The organism is Pseudoalteromonas sp. SCSIO 43088, from assembly GCF_023650795.1.
Classification (GTDB): domain Bacteria; phylum Pseudomonadota; class Gammaproteobacteria; order Enterobacterales; family Alteromonadaceae; genus Pseudoalteromonas; species Pseudoalteromonas shioyasakiensis.
The window spans coordinates 2,325,007-2,343,873 of sequence record NZ_CP072675.1 but is presented as its reverse complement, the minus strand read 5'-3'; the positions used below and the strand labels follow the sequence as shown (position 1 = coordinate 2,343,873).

18 protein-coding genes are annotated in these 18,867 nt (G+C 41.1%); 14 read left to right on the top strand and 4 right to left on the bottom strand.

Features of this window, described 5'->3' with window-relative positions:
* Nucleotides 1-16: 16 nt before the first annotated feature.
* Nucleotides 17-778, bottom strand: coding sequence for an IS5 family transposase (locus J8Z28_RS10800; RefSeq protein WP_024600859.1), 762 nt, complete (start codon nucleotides 776-778; stop codon nucleotides 17-19).
* A 183-nt stretch (nucleotides 779-961) separates the two neighbouring features.
* Between J8Z28_RS10800 and J8Z28_RS10795 the strand changes: the two genes are divergently transcribed.
* Complete coding sequence (locus J8Z28_RS10795; protein WP_250659404.1) at nucleotides 962-3,241, top strand: acyl-CoA dehydrogenase; 2,280 nt, start codon at nucleotides 962-964, stop codon at nucleotides 3,239-3,241.
* A gap of 59 nt (nucleotides 3,242-3,300) precedes the next feature.
* On the opposite strand, the gene J8Z28_RS10790 is transcribed toward J8Z28_RS10795, so the two are convergent.
* Nucleotides 3,301-5,670 carry an EAL domain-containing protein gene (locus J8Z28_RS10790; protein WP_250659403.1) on the bottom strand — a complete coding sequence of 790 codons (2,370 nt, stop codon included), beginning with the start codon at nucleotides 5,668-5,670 and terminating at the stop codon, nucleotides 3,301-3,303.
* A gap of 191 nt (nucleotides 5,671-5,861) precedes the next feature.
* Here J8Z28_RS10790 and pyrC point away from each other — a divergent pair, with 191 nt between their 5' ends.
* The 10 genes from pyrC to J8Z28_RS10740 all read left to right on the top strand — a co-directional run bounded on the left by pyrC (nucleotide 5,862) and on the right by J8Z28_RS10740 (nucleotide 15,016).
* The gene (pyrC, locus tag J8Z28_RS10785) at nucleotides 5,862-6,908 is read left to right on the top strand and encodes a dihydroorotase (protein ID WP_055196831.1); all 1,047 of its coding nucleotides are present in this window, start codon (nucleotides 5,862-5,864) and stop codon (nucleotides 6,906-6,908) included.
* Nucleotides 6,909-7,248: 340 nt separating this feature from the next.
* Complete coding sequence (locus J8Z28_RS10780) at nucleotides 7,249-7,458, top strand: cold-shock protein (RefSeq protein WP_036967526.1); 210 nt, start codon at nucleotides 7,249-7,251, stop codon at nucleotides 7,456-7,458.
* 435 nt (nucleotides 7,459-7,893) lie between these two features.
* On the top strand, nucleotides 7,894-8,508 hold the full coding sequence (locus J8Z28_RS10775; protein WP_063705929.1) for a response regulator transcription factor: 615 nt from the start codon (nucleotides 7,894-7,896) through the stop codon (nucleotides 8,506-8,508).
* Nucleotides 8,509-8,982: 474 nt separating this feature from the next.
* Complete coding sequence (locus J8Z28_RS10770; protein WP_054551560.1) at nucleotides 8,983-9,753, top strand: DUF3450 domain-containing protein; 771 nt, start codon at nucleotides 8,983-8,985, stop codon at nucleotides 9,751-9,753.
* 6 nt (nucleotides 9,754-9,759) lie between these two features.
* Nucleotides 9,760-11,124, top strand: a complete 1,365-nt coding sequence (locus J8Z28_RS10765) for a MotA/TolQ/ExbB proton channel family protein (protein ID WP_054561743.1) — start codon at nucleotides 9,760-9,762, stop codon at nucleotides 11,122-11,124.
* Nucleotides 11,124-11,648, top strand: a complete 525-nt coding sequence (locus J8Z28_RS10760) for a MotA/TolQ/ExbB proton channel family protein (RefSeq protein WP_054551558.1) — start codon at nucleotides 11,124-11,126, stop codon at nucleotides 11,646-11,648. The genes J8Z28_RS10765 and J8Z28_RS10760 overlap by 1 nt, the downstream gene beginning before the upstream one ends.
* Nucleotides 11,649-11,662: 14 nt before the next feature.
* On the top strand, nucleotides 11,663-12,067 hold the full coding sequence (locus J8Z28_RS10755; RefSeq protein ID WP_054551557.1) for an ExbD/TolR family protein: 405 nt from the start codon (nucleotides 11,663-11,665) through the stop codon (nucleotides 12,065-12,067).
* Nucleotides 12,067-12,684 (top strand): energy transducer TonB, encoded by a 618-nt coding sequence (locus J8Z28_RS10750; protein ID WP_054561742.1) that lies wholly within the window; start codon nucleotides 12,067-12,069, stop codon nucleotides 12,682-12,684. Before J8Z28_RS10755 ends, J8Z28_RS10750 begins: the two co-directional genes overlap by 1 nt.
* Nucleotides 12,685-12,695: 11 nt before the next feature.
* Nucleotides 12,696-13,955, top strand: coding sequence for a tetratricopeptide repeat protein (locus tag J8Z28_RS10745; protein WP_054561741.1), 1,260 nt, complete (start codon nucleotides 12,696-12,698; stop codon nucleotides 13,953-13,955).
* Nucleotides 13,956-14,011: 56 nt separating this feature from the next.
* The gene (locus J8Z28_RS10740; protein WP_054561740.1) at nucleotides 14,012-15,016 is read left to right on the top strand and encodes a hypothetical protein; all 1,005 of its coding nucleotides are present in this window, start codon (nucleotides 14,012-14,014) and stop codon (nucleotides 15,014-15,016) included.
* Nucleotides 15,017-15,030: 14 nt separating this feature from the next.
* Here the strand turns inward: J8Z28_RS10740 and J8Z28_RS10735 are convergent, their stop codons facing one another.
* Together J8Z28_RS10735 and J8Z28_RS10730 are read right to left on the bottom strand one after the other, a co-directional pair.
* Nucleotides 15,031-15,366 (bottom strand): TraR/DksA family transcriptional regulator, encoded by a 336-nt coding sequence (locus J8Z28_RS10735; protein ID WP_054561739.1) that lies wholly within the window; start codon nucleotides 15,364-15,366, stop codon nucleotides 15,031-15,033.
* Between the two features lie 51 nt (nucleotides 15,367-15,417).
* Nucleotides 15,418-16,395, bottom strand: a complete 978-nt coding sequence (locus J8Z28_RS10730) for a tRNA-dihydrouridine synthase (RefSeq protein ID WP_250659402.1) — start codon at nucleotides 16,393-16,395, stop codon at nucleotides 15,418-15,420.
* Between the two features lie 173 nt (nucleotides 16,396-16,568).
* On the opposite strand from J8Z28_RS10730, the gene J8Z28_RS10725 reads away from it, so the two are divergent.
* The 3 genes from J8Z28_RS10725 to J8Z28_RS10715 are packed head-to-tail and all read left to right on the top strand — an operon-like array spanning nucleotide 16,569 to nucleotide 18,828.
* On the top strand, nucleotides 16,569-17,159 hold the full coding sequence (locus tag J8Z28_RS10725) for an HvfA family oxazolone/thioamide-modified RiPP metallophore (protein ID WP_250659401.1): 591 nt from the start codon (nucleotides 16,569-16,571) through the stop codon (nucleotides 17,157-17,159).
* 54 nt (nucleotides 17,160-17,213) lie between these two features.
* Nucleotides 17,214-18,077 carry an HvfB family MNIO-type RiPP peptide maturase gene (locus J8Z28_RS10720; RefSeq protein ID WP_054561736.1) on the top strand — a complete coding sequence of 288 codons (864 nt, stop codon included), beginning with the start codon at nucleotides 17,214-17,216 and terminating at the stop codon, nucleotides 18,075-18,077.
* Nucleotides 18,070-18,828, top strand: a complete 759-nt coding sequence (locus tag J8Z28_RS10715) for an HvfC family RiPP maturation protein (protein ID WP_284693428.1) — start codon at nucleotides 18,070-18,072, stop codon at nucleotides 18,826-18,828. The genes J8Z28_RS10720 and J8Z28_RS10715 overlap by 8 nt, the downstream gene beginning before the upstream one ends.
* Nucleotides 18,829-18,867 lie beyond the last annotated feature (39 nt).

The following is an 18,867-nucleotide window of genomic DNA, read 5'->3' as shown; positions in this document are numbered from 1 at the left end:
CTTTGTAGTACATATATCAATCAGCCCACATTGGTAGCCACATCATAGTAAATGCTAAAGCGAGCATTGAATGATAATTTCGTTCAAGCTTTTCATACCGCGTGGCTATCCCTCTATATTGCTTAATACGGCCAAATGCATTCTCAACCAAGTGCCGATATTTATACATGCACCAGTCAATATCTTCATTGCCTACTAAACTGTTGCCCTTACGTGGAATAACGGGTGTAGCGTTATTATCACGAACAAACGCTCTCAGTTTTTCACTGTCGTAGCCTTTATCTGCGACAACCATATTACTTGTTGGGCAATTAGCTACGAGTGACTCTGCATGGACGATATCATGCGTATTTCCACAGGATAATTCATAATAAACAGGCAACCCTCCGCTATCGACTGCAAGATGAATTTTCGTAGAATTTCCACCTCGGCTCTTTCCAATTGATTCATTGTCAGCAGTTCTTGCACCGCAACTATGTTGATGAGCCCTGACAATACTGCCATCAATGAAGACCCAATCCATGTCCGCATCACGAGATAATGCGCGAAACAGTTCATTCAAAATCCCTTTTTTGGACCATAAATTAAACCGTCTGTAGATAGCACTCCAACGGCCAAAATCAGAAGGTAAATCTCGCCATGGAATACCTGTGCGCATCTTATACAGTATGCCTTCGAGCGTTTTTCTATGGTCGGGCTTATTATAAATTCGACCACTTAAGTACATTACTTTTGATAAGACATTCCATGTCCCGTCTGTTAGCATTAATCTTGGCATGTAGGTTCGGTGTAAAGTTTTCTGGCGAATTCAATTATACCTTATCTTCATGCTGTTTGTTTTTCATACCACAAAGATCAACACGCCCTAGTTGAAAACAACCTAAGTAAGAGCTGCTTACGTTGTATTTATGGCACGATCAGTCATACTTGAAGCAATTAATTAAAATAAAAGGATTGCACAATGACGACCGTAATCATTCTGTTACTGGTTGCTGTGATTGTAATTTTTGCGGTGAAAGACATTCGCCTCAATCTTGTCACACGACCTACGTTTAGTATGTTTAAAAAAGTTTTGCCGCCGTTATCGCAAACAGAACGTGAAGCTATGGAAGCAGGTGATGTTTGGTGGGATGGTGAACTATTCAGTGGTAACCCTGATTGGCAAAAACTGCATCGTTTTCCTAAACCTGAACTCAGCGAAAAAGAACGCGCATTTATGGGCGAGCAAGTCGAAACCTTGTTAGCCATGCTTGATGATTATCAAATCGTGCAAAAAGATAAAGACCTACCAAAAGAAGTGTGGGACTACCTAAAAAAAGAAGGATTTTTTGCGTTAATCATTCCTGAAAAATTTGGTGGTCGCGAGTTTTCGGCGATTGCAAATTCAACCATCGTATCGAAAATTGCCACTAAGAGCTTAACCGCTGCGGTCACCGTAATGGTGCCCAATAGTTTAGGTCCAGGTGAATTACTCCTTCATTATGGTACTACCGAGCAACAAGAGCGTTGGTTGCCAAGCCTGGCTAAGGGTGATGATGTGCCTTGTTTTGCATTAACGGGCCCTGAGGCTGGGTCTGATGCAGGCAGTATTCCTGATACAGGCTTAGTTTGTAAGGGCATGCATAATGGTGAAGAAGTGATTGGTTTAAAACTTAACTGGTCAAAACGTTATATCACCCTTGCGCCAATTGCCACAGTGCTGGGTCTTGCATTTAAAATGTACGATCCTGAGGGCTTATTAGGAGATAAAAAAGAGCTTGGCATTACGTGTGCGCTTATTCCAACTGATCACGAAGGTGTACAAACAGGTGAGCGTCATTATCCGTTAAACATGGCATTTATGAATGGCACAACATACGGTAAAGATGTGTTTATTCCGCTTGATTGGATCATCGGTGGTGAAAAGGGCGCTGGTCGAGGCTGGCGTATGTTAGTTGAATGTTTAAGTGCGGGCCGCGGTATTTCGTTACCGGCACTTAGTACAGCCACTGGCCACTTGGCTTCAAGAATGACATCAGCCTATGCAACCGTTCGCCAACAATTTGGTGTGTCGATTGGCCAATTTGAGGGTGTCCAAGAGGCATTGGCACGTATTGGCGGATTAACTTACACCTTAGAATCAGCAAGGCTAATGACCGCAGGGGCGATTGACTTAAAATTGAGTCCGTCTGTGGTTACCGCTATAGCTAAGTACCATATGACTGAAATGGGTCGTACAGTAATGAATGACGCTATGGACATTCATTCGGGTAAAGGTATTCAAGTCGGGCCGAATAACTATCTAGCTCATGGCTATATGGGGATCCCGGTATCGATTACCGTTGAAGGTGCAAATATTCTTACTCGTAATTTGATGATCTTTGGTCAAGGTGCCACTCGCTGTCATCCGTTTGTTTTAAAAGAAATGGAAGCAGCAGCAATGGAAGACCATGATGTTGCCTTAAAAGAATTTGATTCATTACTACTGCAACATATTTTATTTGCTGGCAGTAATGCAGGTATGGCATTTGTGCACGGTTTAACACGCAGTTACTTTGCTAAAGCCCCTGTATGTGGCGCAACTACTGTTTACTACAAACAGTTAAGCCGCATGAGTCGTGGTTTAGCATTTTGTACTGATGTTGCGATGCTAGTATTAGGTGGTGAGTTAAAACGCAAAGAGATGATTTCGGCGCGTTTAGGTGATGTGCTTAGCCACTTATATCTTGCTTCATGTGTACTGAAACGTTATGAAGATGAAGGACGCCAGCAAGCTGACCTGCCATTTGTGCAATATGCTGTTGAGCACTCGTTATTCTGCATTGGTCAGGCATTCGACGGCTTCTTTAAAAACTTCTCTAATCCTGTGGTTAATTTTTTACTAAAACGTATTGTGTTCCCACTTGGTAATCATTACCACCGTCCAAGCGATGAATTAGCTCAAACTATGTGTGAACACATGAGCAAACCAGGAGTCTTTAGAGATAGATTAACCCACCTTTGTTATGTCGATGAAAATGCAGGGACTGGTGTAATGGAAAATGCCTTTTTAGCCATGATTGATACTCATGAAGACTTTAAGCAGCTTCGTAAATGGCAAAAAGAAGGCACTATTGCCAAAAATCTTGAACTTGAGGGCGCAATTGCCGCAGCGGCAGAGAAAAACTTGATTAACGAAACCGTTGCAGAGCGCATGAATCAAGCCAATGAGCTACGTAAACAAGCAATAGCCGTTGATAACTTTGCACCCGGCGAGCTGTAACTTTTTGTAAAGTATAAATAAACTAAGCCTTGCATTTGCAAGGCTTTTTTATATTAGCCTTATAGGCCGTGAGTAATGACTTTTTCTGCTTCGCTGGCTGGCATGGGTTTCGCTTTTAAGAAGCCTTGACCAAACTTACATTGAGTTTGTTTTAAGATTGCCAATTGTTTTTCTGTTTCAATCCCTTCAGCAACGACATCAAGTTTCAACGATTGTGCTAATGATAAAATGGCATCAACCAAGGGGTTATGCGCTTTGTTTAAGTGGTCAATGAAACTTTTATCAATTTTCATTATGTGAATCGGTAATTGGTGTAAATAACCAAGCGCTGAGTAACCTGTACCAAAGTCATCTAAACACAGTTTCACTTCAAGAGGTTCAAGGCCCTTAATGATTTTTGTTGCCAGCTCTAAATTGCCAATAAGGCCAGACTCTGTGATTTCTAAACATAATGAGCCAAGTGGCAGTTTATATTTTTTGTATAAGGAATGTATTTGCGCTACAAAATCTAGGCTCGCAAAATGACGCGATGATACATTCACGGTGATTCTGCCAAATGCTTTACCTTCAATTGTCCACTTTGCGATTTGCTTTGCAGCAAGCTCAAGCAAATGTAAATCTAGATTAATAATCTGGCCGGTGTCTTCTGCAACCGGAATAAAATCATTTGGCGAGACAAAGCCTTTACTCGGGTGGTGCCAGCGTACAAGTGCTTCAAAACCTACAACTCTTGTGTCTTGAATTGTAAAAATTGGCTGGTAGTAAAGCTCAAAATCGTCATGCTCAATACCATGCTGTAAATCATTTTCTATATCCGCATGATTTTTAAGTTTTTTACGCATGGTATTGTTGAAAAACTTCACCTTACCACGGCCAGATGACTTAGCCTCGTACATTGCTGCATCGGCATGCTGTAATAGCTTGTATGCTTGATCGCGACTGCTTTCACAAAACGCAACACCAATACTGGTTGATGCTTGCAATAGGTGGCCGTCAATATCGAGAGGCTCTGATAATACCTGTTGAATGCGTTCTAGAGCATCATTAATTTGTTGTTTATCGGTGATGTTTTCCATAAAGATGGCAAACTCATCGCCTCCTAAACGGGCAAAGGTATCGGTATTGCGAATAGTACCTAAGATCAACTCGCAGATTTTGACCAAAAAGTGGTCGCCAACCTCGTGACCTAATGAGTCATTGATACTTTTAAAGCGGTCAAAGTCTAGATAGAGCAGGGCATGCTGGTGACGCTTATCAGCTCTTGCTAGGCGAAGGATCGCATGTTTAATACGTTCTATTAATAACGAGCGATTAGCAAGGCCGGTTAATTCGTCGTGAAGAGCGCGGTGCTCAAGCTCTTGTCTTGATAATTGACGGTCTATCGCCATGCTAATTTGGCGGCTCACATACGTAAGTAAGGCACGGTCATGTTCGTCATAATGATAGCTTTTACTGTAACTTTGTACGGCGATAACACCACTAATGCGCTCATTTACTTTAAATGGCACACCCAGCCAAGACTCGGCCTGACGACCAACCATTTTAAAATGACCAGCATCAATATGCTGTTGAAATTCTTCTTTCGTAAAAAGTAAAGATTGGTCGATATTTAATAAGTAATAAGATGCGGTGTCTTTTAATTGTTCTTTCGATATTTTCTTATGCGCGTTAGAACGCACGCCTTCTTCGATAATGTAAACTAAATCAAGTACATCTAGTTGCTTGTCATACAGGCCAATGAAGAAGTTATCAGCCCTAAGTAAAGAGGTAATAATGCCGTGTAAAGATTCAAAGAAGCTATCTAGCTCGCTTGATTGATAGGTTAAGTTAGCAATTTGCAGCATCGAGCGTTCTAGCTTTTGCGCATCATTTAACTGCATCACAGTTTGCTGTAAGTCTTCTACGGTGCGAACTTGATTTATCTTGGCACTTAATAGATGCGCCACTGTTGATAAAATCTCTAAATGGGCGTCGTTGTAGTAATCTTTTTGCGGGTGCTCACAGTCAATGACACCCAGTACTTTTTCTTTATAAACTAATGGTACGCAAAGCTCAGAAAGAGCAGGGCGAGAGTCAGCGATATAACGTGGGTCTTCACTGACATCGCCAATCATTAACGGTTTACCAGTGCTTGCGACATACCCCGTAATACCTTGGTCAAAGCTAATTTCTGTTCGGTCGATATGGTAAGTATCATGGCTGCTTGCTGTGCCAATAGACGCCATTTCTTTGAGGGTGCGAGTTTTGTCATCGGCTAGATAAATAACACACTCTATAAAACCTAGGCGGCTTACCACTTCTGACGTGACATACTCTAACAATTCTTCAACTGTGTCTAATTGCATCACAGATGATGAGAACTGATTAATAATATGTAGTTGGTCTGTTTTGACCTCAAGTGCAAAAGCAGCGTCTAAACTCTTAGGCATAGAATAAAAGGTAACCGAAATGTTGTATTAATTTATTACGTTAACCTACTATCAAACTATCCACAAAGTTATTTTCAAAAAAAACTGGAACTGGTGTAAACTAGGCACCTGAATATGAACTTGGGTAAATAAGCGAGGTTATTTGCTCAATGTTTACGCTATCCCCCTAACTTTAGCCGTGGAAACAAGCAATGTCAGATTTAAATTCGATGCAAACTCTAACAATTACACGCCCTGATGATTGGCACATTCATTTACGTGATGGCGAGCAACTCGTTGATACCGTTCGTGATGCTAGCCGTTATATGGGTCGCGCAATCATCATGCCAAACCTTGTTCCACCGGCAACCTGCACAGACACTGCGTTATCTTACTATGAGCGAATTAAAGCTGCGGGCCCACAAGGTAACTTTGAACCATTAATGGTGCTTTACCTAACAGACAAAACTACACCAGAAGAAATCAAAAAAGCTAAAGCGACAGGTAAAATTGTTGCTGCTAAGTTGTACCCAGCTGGTGCGACGACCAACTCAGATTCGGGTGTAACATCAATCAAAAACATTTACCCTGTACTTGAGGCAATGCAAGAAGTAGGGATGTTGCTGCTAGTGCACGGTGAAGTAACCGATTCATCAATTGATATTTTTGACCGTGAGAAGGTATTCCTAGAAACAATTCTAGCGGACGTGGTTAATGACTTCCCGAGTCTTAAAATTGTGCTTGAGCACATCACCACAAAAGATGCAGTAGAGTTTGTTAATAATGCACCAGAGAATGTTGCTGCAACAATTACTGCTCATCACCTTCTTTATAACCGTAATCATATGCTAGCAGGTGGTATTCGCCCGCATTATTACTGCTTACCTATTTTAAAGCGTAACATTCACCAGCAAGCGTTAATTGGTGCTGCAACAAGCGGCAGCAAAAAATTCTTCTTAGGTACTGACTCTGCACCACATTACAAAGACAAAAAAGAAGCGGCGTGTGGTTGTGCCGGTGCATATACTGCACATGCAGCTATTGAGCTTTATGCAGAAGCGTTTGAAGAAGCGGGTGCTTTAGACAAGCTTGAAGGTTTTGCGAGTCACTTTGGCCCTGACTTCTATGGTATGCCACGAAACCAAGATACAATTACACTAGTTAAAGAGAGCTGGACAGTACCAGCAAGCTATAAACTAGGTGATTCAGAAGTAGTTCCAATCAAAGCAGAAGCGCAAATGGATTGGCAAGTTAAGTAAGTTTTAGCAAGCTATAAATTGAGATTTAAAAGCCCATCTATTTGATGGGCTTTTTTCATTGATAATTAATTGTTTATAAATAGTACTGTCATATATTTTTGTTTAGGCAGTTGACCTTAAAATTATTTTCGATTAATAGAGCTAAAAGCAATTTAATGTGTTAGTCTTAAATTGCTTTGAGTTTTTGCGTATTGAATTTACGGATAATGTGCGGCTGTACGGTTACCGGTTTGGTTATTGGTTCTTCCTGTACTTTACCCCAAGTTTTTTGGGCATTCACTCAGGGAGGATAGAGCCATTATGGCTGAATTTTAATAATTGACTTACAGGAAAATTTGGTATGTCAAACACGGTTACTGGTAAAGTTAAGTTCTTCAACGAAGCTAAAGGCTTCGGTTTTATTGAACAAGAAAATGGCCCTGATGTATTCGTACACTTCAGCGCTATCACAGGTACAGGCTTCCGCACTCTAAGCGAAGGTCAGCAAGTATCTTTCGGCATCAAACAAGGTCAAAAAGGCCCTGAAGCTGAGAACGTAGAAGTAGCATAATTAATTATGCGAACCTAAGCATTTTGGTGAAACAGTTTCTGTTTCACCAAAAATTCATTTTTATCTCCTGCCAAACCCCGAGTTTTAACTCTCTATAAATAGTTATAAACTGTACCGAAATTATATTCCTCCAAAGGCATTGTTTAAGACTAAATTAATCAGCCAATAAGCTAGAACTTCGCATTCTATGTCCTAAAAGCTACTCTCCATAACTAAAGTATTATATGCTGTACCGATAGGATTTATTTAACATGACATCACCCGTTATGTTTAGTTTGTAGTTTTAATCGAACTAGAAAGTGAGCAGCTAAAAAAGTTTATAGTTATTTTTCTCCAATCTAGAAATAACCCGCTAAACTTAAATTATCCACATGTGGAATAAATGCTGAGTAACTTATACTTGTTTGATGAAATATAATGAAGGTTTGCTAATCGATGAGCATAGGAAACAATATACTTTTGGTAGACGACCACCCGATGGTGGCAACAGCAATTAAAATGGTACTCGCTAAGTCTACACTAGTTAACGAAGTACAAGCTGTTGGAAGTCAAAAGGAAGCATTGCAGTTTTTAAAAAGTAATAATGTAGCGCTGGCAATTTTAGACATTGAGTTAGAAGACTCAGATGGCTTTAGTTTATATAAGCGCGCAGTCAGTAGTGGGTTTACTGGCAAAGTATTGTTTTTATCTGCTAAGCAAGACAAACATATTATTCGCACTGCAGCAAAGCTAGGCGCTCAAGGATTTGTTAACAAGGCCGAAAGCCTTGAAGATATCTCCTCCGCAGTTGAAATGATTTTGCGTGGCTATACTTTCTTTCCACAAGAGCACCTAATAGCGTCTGAAAAAGACATAGACGAGTTACTCACTGAACGTGAACTCGCAGTGATGAATTATCTACTACAAGGCTTATCAAACAAAGATATTGGTGAAAAACTTTTCATCAGTAATAAAACGGTAAGTACATACAAAGCGAAAATATTTGAAAAACTTGAAGTTGATTCAATTATCTCACTCGCTAAGCTAGTTAAAGACCGCGCCGTATTTTAACTCTCTCACCCGTAGCGGTGAGAGATTTCAACTCTCTCATTCTTGTGTTTAGTGTCTGATTTGGCTGCTTATTGAGCGGTTAGATGTATTGAGTGCATAAAAATTCTTCAAAACAGATTTTTTAGATGAACAAAGTGAATTTTTTTTTCATTTTTCTTCAGCACTTTCAGATTTCATAAAATGTTACATTTATGTTTAAGGTTGAACCTAATATGAATGCAATGTTCGCCAGTAAAGGGCTATAGAAGTACCACATGAATACCTCTGTTATATTTTTGTTAATTCATTGTTTTGGTTATTTTCATCTCAACGACGAGTCACCAAATTTTTCCGATGAAAGCCGAACATCAAGTTGACAGACTCTGAAGCATTTAGCATTATTGGAGAGTTGATATCTATTAAAAGATATCAGGGTTGTCCTCTTCGGAGGATAATTAAATTATAAAAGTAACATTACTTAATTGGTTGGGAACTATGTCTGTTAAAATCAGAAAGAGTCTTGTAGCATCAGCGTTGGTTGGCGCTTTTGCATTTGCAAGCAGCAATGTGATTGCAGATCCTTTGAAAGATGTGCAAGATGCAGGTCAACAAATTCAAAAGGCTGCTGTTAAGTCTCAAACTAAAATTGACAATGTATATGGTCAAACTCAAGAGCTAATCGCTGAGTACCGTAGCGTTGTTGACGAAACTGAGCTAATGAAGGTTTACAACGATCACGTAGCACGTTTGGTCGCTGACCAAAACGCTTCAATCGAATCGTTTGACCGTCAAATCGCAACTATCGATAACACGAAACAAAACGTTGTGCCTTTGATGTATCGCATGATCGATACGCTTGAGCAATTCATCAAAGCGGACGTTCCGTTCAATCTTGAAAACCGTCTTGCACGTGTTGAAAGACTTCGTGACATCATGGCGTCAGCATCAGTTACTACATCTGAAAAATTCCGCCAAGTTCTTGAAGCTTACACTGTTGAAACTGCATACAGCTCGGCTGTAACTGCTTCTCAAGGTACTCTTGAGATTGATGGTAAGAGCATCAACGTTGACTTCGGTCGTTTAGGTCGTATCACTTACGTAGCTCAGTCTTTTGACCTTAAGCACGCGTGGGTGTGGGATAACAACACTAAACAGTGGAAAGAATTAGGTGAAGAATACCTAAAACCTGTTAAAGAAGTTATCCGTATGGCGCGTAAACAAGCGACATTAGAACTTGTTAAACTACCAATTTTTGGCGCGGAGTAATCAATAATGAAGAAACTATTTAAAGGTTTTGCTGTTGCAGCAGTACTATCTGTTTCTGCAGGTACCGCGCTTAATGCACACGCAAACACTGATGCTTTAGACAAAATTCTTGAGCAAGTTAAGCAAGAACGTATCTCTGAAGGCAAATTAAATAAGCAACGTGAACAAGAGTTCCTTTCAGCTCGTGCTGACAAGCAAGCGTTACTTAACAAAGCTAAAAGCGACCTAGCTGCTGAAAAAGCACGTGGTGACCGTTTAGCTAAAGAATATGCTCAAAACGAAAATACTTTAGCAGAAAAAGAGCAAGCTCTTTTAAATGCTCAAGGTACATTAGGTGAGATGTTCGGTGTTGTACGTCGTGCAGCTGCTGATGCAATCGGTTCAATCGAAGCATCACTTGTTTCAGCTGAAAAACCAGGACGTGCTGAAGTACTTCGCTCACTAGCTGCTGCGAAAGAACTTCCAACTGTTCGTGAACTAGAAGAGCTTTGGATTTCTCTTCAAACTGAAATGACTGAGTCAGCTAAAGTTTCAACTTTCGAAACTGAAGTTGCAGGTCTTGACGGTTCATCTTCTGTGAAGAAAGTAACTCGTATCGGTAACTTCAACTTAGTAACTGACGACGGTTATTTAATCTACTCTCCAGAAACTAAAGCGATTCAACCTCTAGGTAAGCAACCTGATAGCTACATCCTAGCTGGTATCAGCGATTTAGAAGGTACTTCTGCAGATAACTATGCTGGCGTATACATCGACCCAACTCGTGGCGCGATCTTACGTATCAACACGCAGAAGAAATCACTAATGGAATACTACGAGCAAGGTGCTGAAGTAGGTTACATCATCACATTACTATTAATTGTTGGTCTACTTATCTTCATCGTTCGTTTCATTGATCTTGCGCTTACTAGCACTAAGATTAAGAGCCAGCTTAAAAACCTTTCTACTCCGAATACAAACAACCCACTGGGTCGTATTCTTAAGGTATACGCTGACAACAAGAATCAAGACGTTGAAAACCTTGAGCTTAAACTTGACGAAGCAATCCTACGTGAAACGCCTCGCATCGAAGCTGGTATCAACATCATCAAGATCTTGGCAGCAATCGCTCCATTACTAGGTCTACTAGGTACGGTAATCGGTATGATCCTTACGTTCCAAACAATCACATTGTTCGGTACAGGTGATCCGAAGATCATGGCTGGTAATATCTCTCTAGCACTTGTTACTACAGCGTTAGGTCTAATTGCAGCTCTACCACTTATCCTACTTCACTCAATTGTTGCGGGTCGTAGTAAGTCGGTTCTACATGTCCTTGATGAGCAAAGCGCTGGTATCATCGCTGCTCACGCGGAGAAGGAGAAAGCCTAATGCTAGTCCTGATGGAGATCTGGGAATCTATCAGGGATTTTGTTGGCACAGGCGGCCAGGTATTATACGTGGTCGCGATAGCACTCTTTCTTATGTGGGTTTTAATGATTGAGCGCTATTGGTTCCTACTAGCTGAGTTTCCTCGTATGACGAAGAACATTGTAGCTCAGTGGGATGCCCGCCAAGACACTACGTCTTGGTACGCACACAGAATCCGTGAAGCATGGATTTCTGAAGCGTCTGAAAAATTAGATCAGCGTATGTTGTTGATTAAGACATTAGTAGCTGTTTGTCCTTTAATCGGCTTATTAGGTACTGTAACGGGTATGATCGCGGTTTTCGAAACCATGGCTACTCAAGGTACTGGTAACGCACGTTTAATGGCATCAGGTATTTCAATGGCAACAATCCCAACAATGGCTGGAATGGTTGCGGCACTATCTGGAGTATTCTTTAGCTCACGTCTAGAAGCGAGAGCGAGAATGGCGAAAGCTAAACTTGTAGATAGCATGCCTCATCACTAGAGAGAGAATTAAATATGGCACGTAAACAACGTTTTCGTGAAGAAGAAGAAGCAGCGGTTGACATGACGCCAATGCTTGACATCGTATTTATCATGCTTATTTTCTTTATCGTAACTACATCGTTCGTTAAAGAGGCTGGTATCGAAGTCAATAAACCTAAAGCAGCTGCAGCTACGAAGCAAAAAAATGCAAACATTTTTGTTGCTATCCGCGCTGACGGTGCGATCTGGATTGATAAACAACAAGTAGACGTTGAGCGTGTATCAGCTAAGCTTGAAAGTTTATTAGCAGAACAACCTACTGAAGTTGTAATTTTGCAAGCTGATAAAGAAGCAAAACACGGCGTAGTAGTTAAAGTTATGGACCAGATCAAAGCGACGGGTGATAACCTTAAAATTTCAATAGCTGGAGATCAGTAATGATTCGTTTTCTGTTTTCACTGATTGCAGGTGGGGCAGTTACTTTCGGCTTGTTCTACTTCATGGCGTACCTCATCTCCGGTGGAGCTGATCGTGCGACTGAACAAAAAGAACAGATTGTAGTCGAAATTATGACGAATCCGCCTGAATCTAAGGTGCAGGAGAGGAAGCGTGTTCCGCCTCCGCCTCCGCCACCGCCAAAGCAGCCGCCTAAGCCGCAGCCGCCTCAGCCGGAAAACAGCAACCCGAACACTGGTGGTTTGTCATTTAATATGCCAAGCATCGATGTGGGTAGCACAGCTGGTGGCCTAAGTGGTCCAGGTGCATTTGGACGTGATGGTGACGCGACACCTATCGTTCGTATTGAACCAAAATACCCTACGCAAGCAGCGCGTGATGGTAAAGAAGGTTGGGTACAACTTTCATTCACTATCAATGAAGTGGGTGGTGTAGAAGATGTTCAAGTGATCGACGCAGATCCTAAACGTATCTTCGACCGCGAAGCTAAACGTGCGCTACGTAAGTGGAAATACCGTCCGAAAATCATCGATGGTAAACCACAGAAGCAATTTGGTCTTCAAGTACAATTAGACTTTAAACTTAACCAAGGCAACTAAGGAGGCGAGTAATGAGAAATTTATCTAAAGTAACTGCACTTGCGCTTCTTATGTCTCTATCAGGTGTAGCTTTCACTGCACCTGCTTTAGCGGCGCCAGATTACGCGAAGATTGAAGCGCGTAAAAAAGCAAAAACTAAAGTTATGGGCGAGCGCGTTGGTAAGAAAGTTATTAAAGCGTTTGACTTGTACAATGAAGATAAGCTTGATGAAGCGATTGCACTACTTAAAGAAATTGATCCTTCAGATGATTTCGATAAGGCAACAGTTGATCGTTACTTAGGTCAAATGTACGCTCAAAAAGAGCAGTACCAATTGGCTATTAAGCACATCTCAGCGGCAGTTAAGCCTGACGTTTTAAACTTTGCTGACCAAGAGCAAGGCCTAAAACTTCTAGGTGATATGTACGCGGGTACTGAGCAATATGCAAAAGCAAAAGAAGCTTATGCAGCTTGGATGGACTTCACAGGTGAGGAAGACGACAAAGTTTATACACGTATTGCGCAAGCAAACTACGAGTTAAAGCTTTACAAAGACGTACTTCCTGCTGCAGACAAAGCAATCGAATTGGCAAAAGAACCTGCTAAAGCTTCTTACCAATTAAAGCTAGCTGCCTATTTTGAACTTAAACAGTACAAAAACATGGTAGAAGTAGCTGAAGAGATTGTTCGTGTTTGGCCTGAAGACAAAAAAGCCTGGGTTGGTTTAGGTAAATACTACCTACAAACCGAAGACTTCAAGAAAGGTCTAGCGACCATGGAAGTTGCCTACAAAAATGGCTATTTTGAAAACGAAGTTGAATACAAAGTACTTTCTAACTTCTATTCGTTAAATGATATTCCTTACAAAGCAGCAGTCGTGCTTGAAAAGGCAATCAACGAAGAAAAAGTTAAGCGTAACAAGCAAAATATCAGTGCAGTGGCATCTAACTACCACCGTTCTAAAGATATTGAAAAAGCAGCTAAATACTATGAAGAAGCGGCTAAATTTGATGACGATGCAGAGCTTTATCGCAAAGCGGGTTCATTACTTTTACAATCGCAAAACTATAGTGCAGCCGTTGTTCGTTTGAACAAGGCATTAGAGTTAGGTTCTGACAAAAAAGGAACTATCTACTCTGATTTAGCTGAAGCTTACTACTACCAAGAGAAGTACAAGCAAGCTTACAACGCTATTACTAAAGCAATGGATGATCCGCGCACGCGTCGTTTCGCGAAGAGCTGGTCAACCTTCATCAAAGATAAAGCCGCTCGTAACGGTGTAAAAATCTAATTGATGTTGTTTTAAATTAAAAAGCCCCTCTGGGGCTTTTTTTATGGAATTTTAAAATGCTAAGACAGATCGTATTATTAGTTGTCGCAAGTGTGATGCTGATAGCTTGCTCTGAGCAAACATCAGGTTTCAAAACATTTCGTGAAGGGCAGCAAGCGCTGCAAACTATTAATAATTTATTATCGACTCAAGAACAGCAAAGTGAAGCTGCTAGCTGGCCTTTCTCAGAAAGTTATTTGCAAGCGCGTCATCAAGCTTATCAAGGACTAAAAGCGATTAAGTTAGATGTGTCACAACAGGCGCAATTAAATTATTTAATTATTGCTGAGCGTTATCCTGAGCGTTACTTTGTATGGCCTGTACAACGTGATGTTATTAGCCAAGCTCGTTCATTAGATGACTACTCAGTAAATGCACTAGCTAACTGGCTAGAGTTAGTTGAAACGCAGTTAATTGCAGCTGAGCAAAGCAATCTGAAATTAAATAAAATCGAATTAACGCTTTTACATAATATGGTCAAATCGCACCTTGATAATAGCGATGACAGTGTACAAGCAGCACTAAACAAACTTAATCAATATTTAACTCAGTATAAACCGCGTACAAAACTTGGTTTAGTTGGTTTGGCAAACGGTAAAGATTGGTATCAAAGTAAACTTAATTACTTTAGTGGTGAAACTAAGCCACCTTTAAATTGGTTAAGTGAGATACAGGCTTCGTTAAAGCAATCGCAGAGTGCAGATTTTGTATTACCTGTATCAGACTCTCACGCTAAACCATTAGTAATGAATTATTTTGTAGAAAATCATCAGCACACAGGCCTTGATTGGCAGCTTGATTATCTCGACCCGCTCAAAAGTAAGCGTAAATTAACACAAGGGGAGCAATACTTCTGGCAAGTTATGATGGAAACTGACTTAGGTATTCATTATCACACGTGGAGTGAACAGCAAGCACGTGTCAACTTGATGAAGCGTTTAGGTGTAGATCAGCAGCAAGCTGATTGGTTAATTGAGGATATCGTGCTTTATCCTGCGATGAGCTTTATTTTTATAAATTAGTACAGCGCTGCGCTCTATGGAGCGCAACGTCGACAGCGTTGGCTTGCAGGATCTGCAAGTAAACGTTCGTCATCAATTTTTTCTTCACAATCACAGCAATAGCCATACTGCCCAATATCGATTTGGCATAGTGCTGCTTCTAACTTTTCTATTCGAGCAATCAATATTTGATACTCAGAACCGAGATTATTTGCTGTCAGCTCTAACCAGTCTGAAGGGGGATTATCCTTGAGTTGCGATAGCAGTTGCTGATGATAGGCTTGATCAGAATTAGCCAGCATATCGAGTAAACGTTGTCTAACCTGCGCAAGTTCCGCAGATAACTTTGTTTGAATTTCAGTATTGTTCATCGCTTTTCTTCCAAGTGGGCAATACTGGTATTATCAAACAAAATCGATTTGCTAATTATGATTTGTATCAATACTCGGCGCTTTCGCGTACTTTCTTAGTACATCTGCAACTTCATCTTTGGCTTTTAGACGGCGGATCTCATCAAAAAGTGCGTTAGCTTGTGGGTATTGGCGTTTTAAATAGCCGAGCCACTGCTTAGTACGAGAAGCAAAATACTTTTCACATTTGCTCTCGTCTTGATGCATAGATGAATGAATAATGTGGTATATCACATGCTCCCATAACATCGGAGTGTAATGCTCGTTTTCTGCATGAGATTTTATTTGTTTTGCTAAATCAGGCATCGCTAATGCACCACGACCAAGCATTAAATCTTGGCAATGACTGAGCTTTTGACAAAGCATGGCATCTTCAACTTGCCAAATTTCGCCGTTAGCAACGACCGAAATATTTTTATCTTTGATCAACGGCGGGATTTTTTCCCAATATGCCGGTGGGTTGTAACCATCTCTTTTAGTTCTGGCATGAATAGCAAGACTTGAAGCACCAGCGCTAACAACAGCATCAACAATTTCTTGGCTATTACTATCATCATCAAAACCAAGCCTAATTTTGGCACTAACTTCATGGCAAGGGTCAACAGCATCACGTACGGTTTTAATAATTTCGTACATGTGTTCAGGATCTTTTAACAGTACCGCACCACCTTTACTTTTGTTCACTGTTTTAGCTGGGCAACCAAAATTTAAGTCGATACCATGCGAGCCTAGGCGTATTGCTTTGACGGCATTTGCTGCCAAAGCATCGGCAACTTGACCTAGCAACTGAATACGCACTGGCGTACCTGCACGGGTATAGCCACCTGTTTTTAGCTCAGGACAATAGCGATGAAACACGCGTTCGGGCAGTGTGTCTTCAACGACACGAACAAACTCTGTTACGCATAAATCAAATCCACCTAAATCAGTTAGGAGTTGTCGCATTTTAAAATCCACAACGCCTTCCATCGGTGCTAAAACTAGTCGCATGATACCTGTTAACTCATCAAAAATTAGGACGCGTATTCTAGCTGTTCTGGAATGTTTTATAAATCGTAATTTGCATTCTTGGCACTTTCAGAAAATAATTATAAAAATTTTGAAAGTAATTTTTAGTTCTCGGGTCTTGTTTAATAACCCTTTATAAAAAAGAGAGTCATCGAATGAACACAGTTAAGAAAAATTCAATTGCATTAACATTAGGTGCGGTTGTAGTAGGTGCGTCAAGTTTTGCAGCCACTGATGCCAGTGCAAACCCATTTGAATTTCAGCAAATGCAAGCAGGCTATCAACTAGATGCCGCAGAAGGTAAATGTGGTGAAGGTAAATGCGGCGGCGATAAAAAAGCCGAAAAAGAAGGCAAATGTGGCGAAGGTAAATGCGGCGCAGACAAAAAAGCAGCTAAAGAAGGCAAGTACGGCGAAGGTAAATGTGGCGCAGACAAAAAAGCAGCTAAAGAAGGCAAGTGCGGCGAAGGTAAATGTGGCGCAGACAAAAAAGCAGCTAAAGAAGGCAAGTGCGGCGAAGGTAAATGCGGCGCGGACAAAAAAGCAGCTAAAGAAGGAAAGTGCGGCGAAGGTAAATGTGGCGCGGACAAAAAAGCAGCTAAAGAAGGAAAGTGCGGCGAAGGTAAATGTGGCGCGGACAAAAAAGCAGCTAAAGAAGGAAAGTGCGGCGAAGGTAAATGTGGCGCAGACAAAAAGAAAGCTAAAGAAGGTAAGTGTGGTGAAGGAAAATGTGGTTCTAACCACTAAACGCTTATTTAGCTTTTAAAAGGGCCGTAAAGGCCCTTTTTAGTAGGAGGTAGTATGTTAAAAGAATCAGTAGCTGATTTTGGGCAGGTTGGTTTAGGTTTGCGCCGAGAAATGCTTGATGAAATGCTCATTGATGTTCCAAAACCCATTGAGTTTTTAGAAGTTGCACCAGAAAATTGGCTCAAGCTAGGCGGGCGTTTTGGAAAACAATTTAAACAGCTTACCGAACAACATGCCTTTGTATGCCATGGTTTATCGTTATCAATTGGCTCACCTGCAGCGCTTGATATTGACTTTGTGCAATCGCTTAAAACTTTCTTTAAAGAGCATAATATTCGTTTATTCAGCGAACACTTAAGCTACTGCTCGGGCGAAGGGCATATGTACGATTTAATGCCCATTCCGTTTACTGAAGATGCAATTAAACATGTGGCCTCTCGTATTAGGCAAGTACAAGATATTCTAGAGCAGCCAATTGCCATCGAAAATGTCTCTTACTATGGCGCGCCCGGCCAACAAATGACTGAACTTGAGTTCACTAATGCGGTGTTAGAAGAAGCGGATTGTAAACTACTGCTCGACGTGAATAACATTTATGTTAATTCGATTAATCATGGTTATGACGCAGAGCAATTCTTAGCGGCGTTACCAACAAAACGTATTGCCTATGGGCATGTTGCGGGCCACTACACTGAGGCAGAAGATTTACTGGTTGATACCCATGGTGCGCCAGTTATCGATCCTGTTTGGCAATTACTTGAAAAAGCTTATGAAGTTCATGGGGTATTTCCCACCTTGTTAGAACGAGATTTTAATATTCCGCCGATGAGTGAGTTATTAGCTGAACTGAAAACCATTGAAGCACTACAGCAAACAGCCAACAAACAAAACCAAGCAAGGGTGAAACACAGTGCCTAATCATTTTACCCAAGTGCAGCAAGCGTTTATGGCGCATATCCGCGACCCTCAGCAACATGCTAAGCCTAGCGATGTTGAAGAGCGCCGTATGGCGATTTATCGCGACTTATTTTTTAATAATGTGGATGGCTTTGTTAGCTCTGCGTATCCAGTACTAAAACGTTTATATTCAGAGCAAGCTTGGCATGGCCTTGTTAGACAGTTTTTTAGCCAGCATGATTGTAAATCACCTTATTTTTTAGATATTGCAGGGGAGTTTTTGGCTTTTCTTGCTAATGACTATGAAGTGCAAAGCGATGATCCCGCGTTTATGTTAGAGCTAGCGCACTATGAATGGGTTGAGCTTGATGTATCGGTTGCTCAAGAGGTGGCAGAAGAAGTGAGCTTATCGGCTCATCAAGTGACAAGCTCTGCATTATTCTTAAGTTCACTTGCGCGTAACTTGAGTTACAGTTTTCCTGTTCATACCATCAGTACAGATAATCAACCAAGTGAACCGGCAGCACAACCAAGTTACTTTGTGGTTTATCGTGATAGCGATGACGAAGTACAATTTTTATCGACAAATGCGATGACTGCATTACTTCTTAATATCATAGAATCTCAGCCGGGTGCAGTTTTAAATGATGTATGCCAAGCAGTTGCAGAGCATGCGCCTCAATTTAGCCAGGAGCAGCTGTATCAGGGAGCGCTCAATACCTTAAGTGCCATGGCAGAGCGCGGCATTGTGGTGACTAATACATTGGTTTAAAAATCGGCTAAAGCTCTTTATTGATGAGGGCAGTTCGAC

What these genes read in the sequence shown, in the direction of transcription:
- J8Z28_RS10750 (WP_054561742.1), top strand. Translation starts at nt 12,067, where the DNA reads ATGATTCGTTTTCTGTTTTCACTGATTGCAGGTGGGGCAGTTACTTTC.
- J8Z28_RS10755 (WP_054551557.1), top strand. Translation starts at nt 11,663, where the DNA reads ATGGCACGTAAACAACGTTTTCGTGAAGAAGAAGAAGCAGCGGTTGAC.
- J8Z28_RS10730 (WP_250659402.1), bottom strand. Translation starts at nt 16,395, where the DNA reads ATGCGACTAGTTTTAGCACCGATGGAAGGCGTTGTGGATTTTAAAATG.
- J8Z28_RS10735 (WP_054561739.1), bottom strand. Translation starts at nt 15,366, where the DNA reads ATGAACAATACTGAAATTCAAACAAAGTTATCTGCGGAACTTGCGCAG.
- J8Z28_RS10775 (WP_063705929.1), top strand. Translation starts at nt 7,894, where the DNA reads ATGAGCATAGGAAACAATATACTTTTGGTAGACGACCACCCGATGGTG.
- J8Z28_RS10760 (WP_054551558.1), top strand. Translation starts at nt 11,124, where the DNA reads ATGCTAGTCCTGATGGAGATCTGGGAATCTATCAGGGATTTTGTTGGC.
- J8Z28_RS10725 (WP_250659401.1), top strand. Translation starts at nt 16,569, where the DNA reads ATGAACACAGTTAAGAAAAATTCAATTGCATTAACATTAGGTGCGGTT.
- J8Z28_RS10740 (WP_054561740.1), top strand. Translation starts at nt 14,012, where the DNA reads ATGCTAAGACAGATCGTATTATTAGTTGTCGCAAGTGTGATGCTGATA.
- J8Z28_RS10770 (WP_054551560.1), top strand. Translation starts at nt 8,983, where the DNA reads ATGTCTGTTAAAATCAGAAAGAGTCTTGTAGCATCAGCGTTGGTTGGC.
- J8Z28_RS10780 (WP_036967526.1), top strand. Translation starts at nt 7,249, where the DNA reads ATGTCAAACACGGTTACTGGTAAAGTTAAGTTCTTCAACGAAGCTAAA.
- J8Z28_RS10720 (WP_054561736.1), top strand. Translation starts at nt 17,214, where the DNA reads ATGTTAAAAGAATCAGTAGCTGATTTTGGGCAGGTTGGTTTAGGTTTG.
- J8Z28_RS10745 (WP_054561741.1), top strand. Translation starts at nt 12,696, where the DNA reads ATGAGAAATTTATCTAAAGTAACTGCACTTGCGCTTCTTATGTCTCTA.
- J8Z28_RS10795 (WP_250659404.1), top strand. Translation starts at nt 962, where the DNA reads ATGACGACCGTAATCATTCTGTTACTGGTTGCTGTGATTGTAATTTTT.
- J8Z28_RS10765 (WP_054561743.1), top strand. Translation starts at nt 9,760, where the DNA reads ATGAAGAAACTATTTAAAGGTTTTGCTGTTGCAGCAGTACTATCTGTT.
- J8Z28_RS10790 (WP_250659403.1), bottom strand. Translation starts at nt 5,670, where the DNA reads ATGCCTAAGAGTTTAGACGCTGCTTTTGCACTTGAGGTCAAAACAGAC.
- pyrC (WP_055196831.1), top strand. Translation starts at nt 5,862, where the DNA reads ATGTCAGATTTAAATTCGATGCAAACTCTAACAATTACACGCCCTGAT.
- J8Z28_RS10800 (WP_024600859.1), bottom strand. Translation starts at nt 778, where the DNA reads ATGCCAAGATTAATGCTAACAGACGGGACATGGAATGTCTTATCAAAA.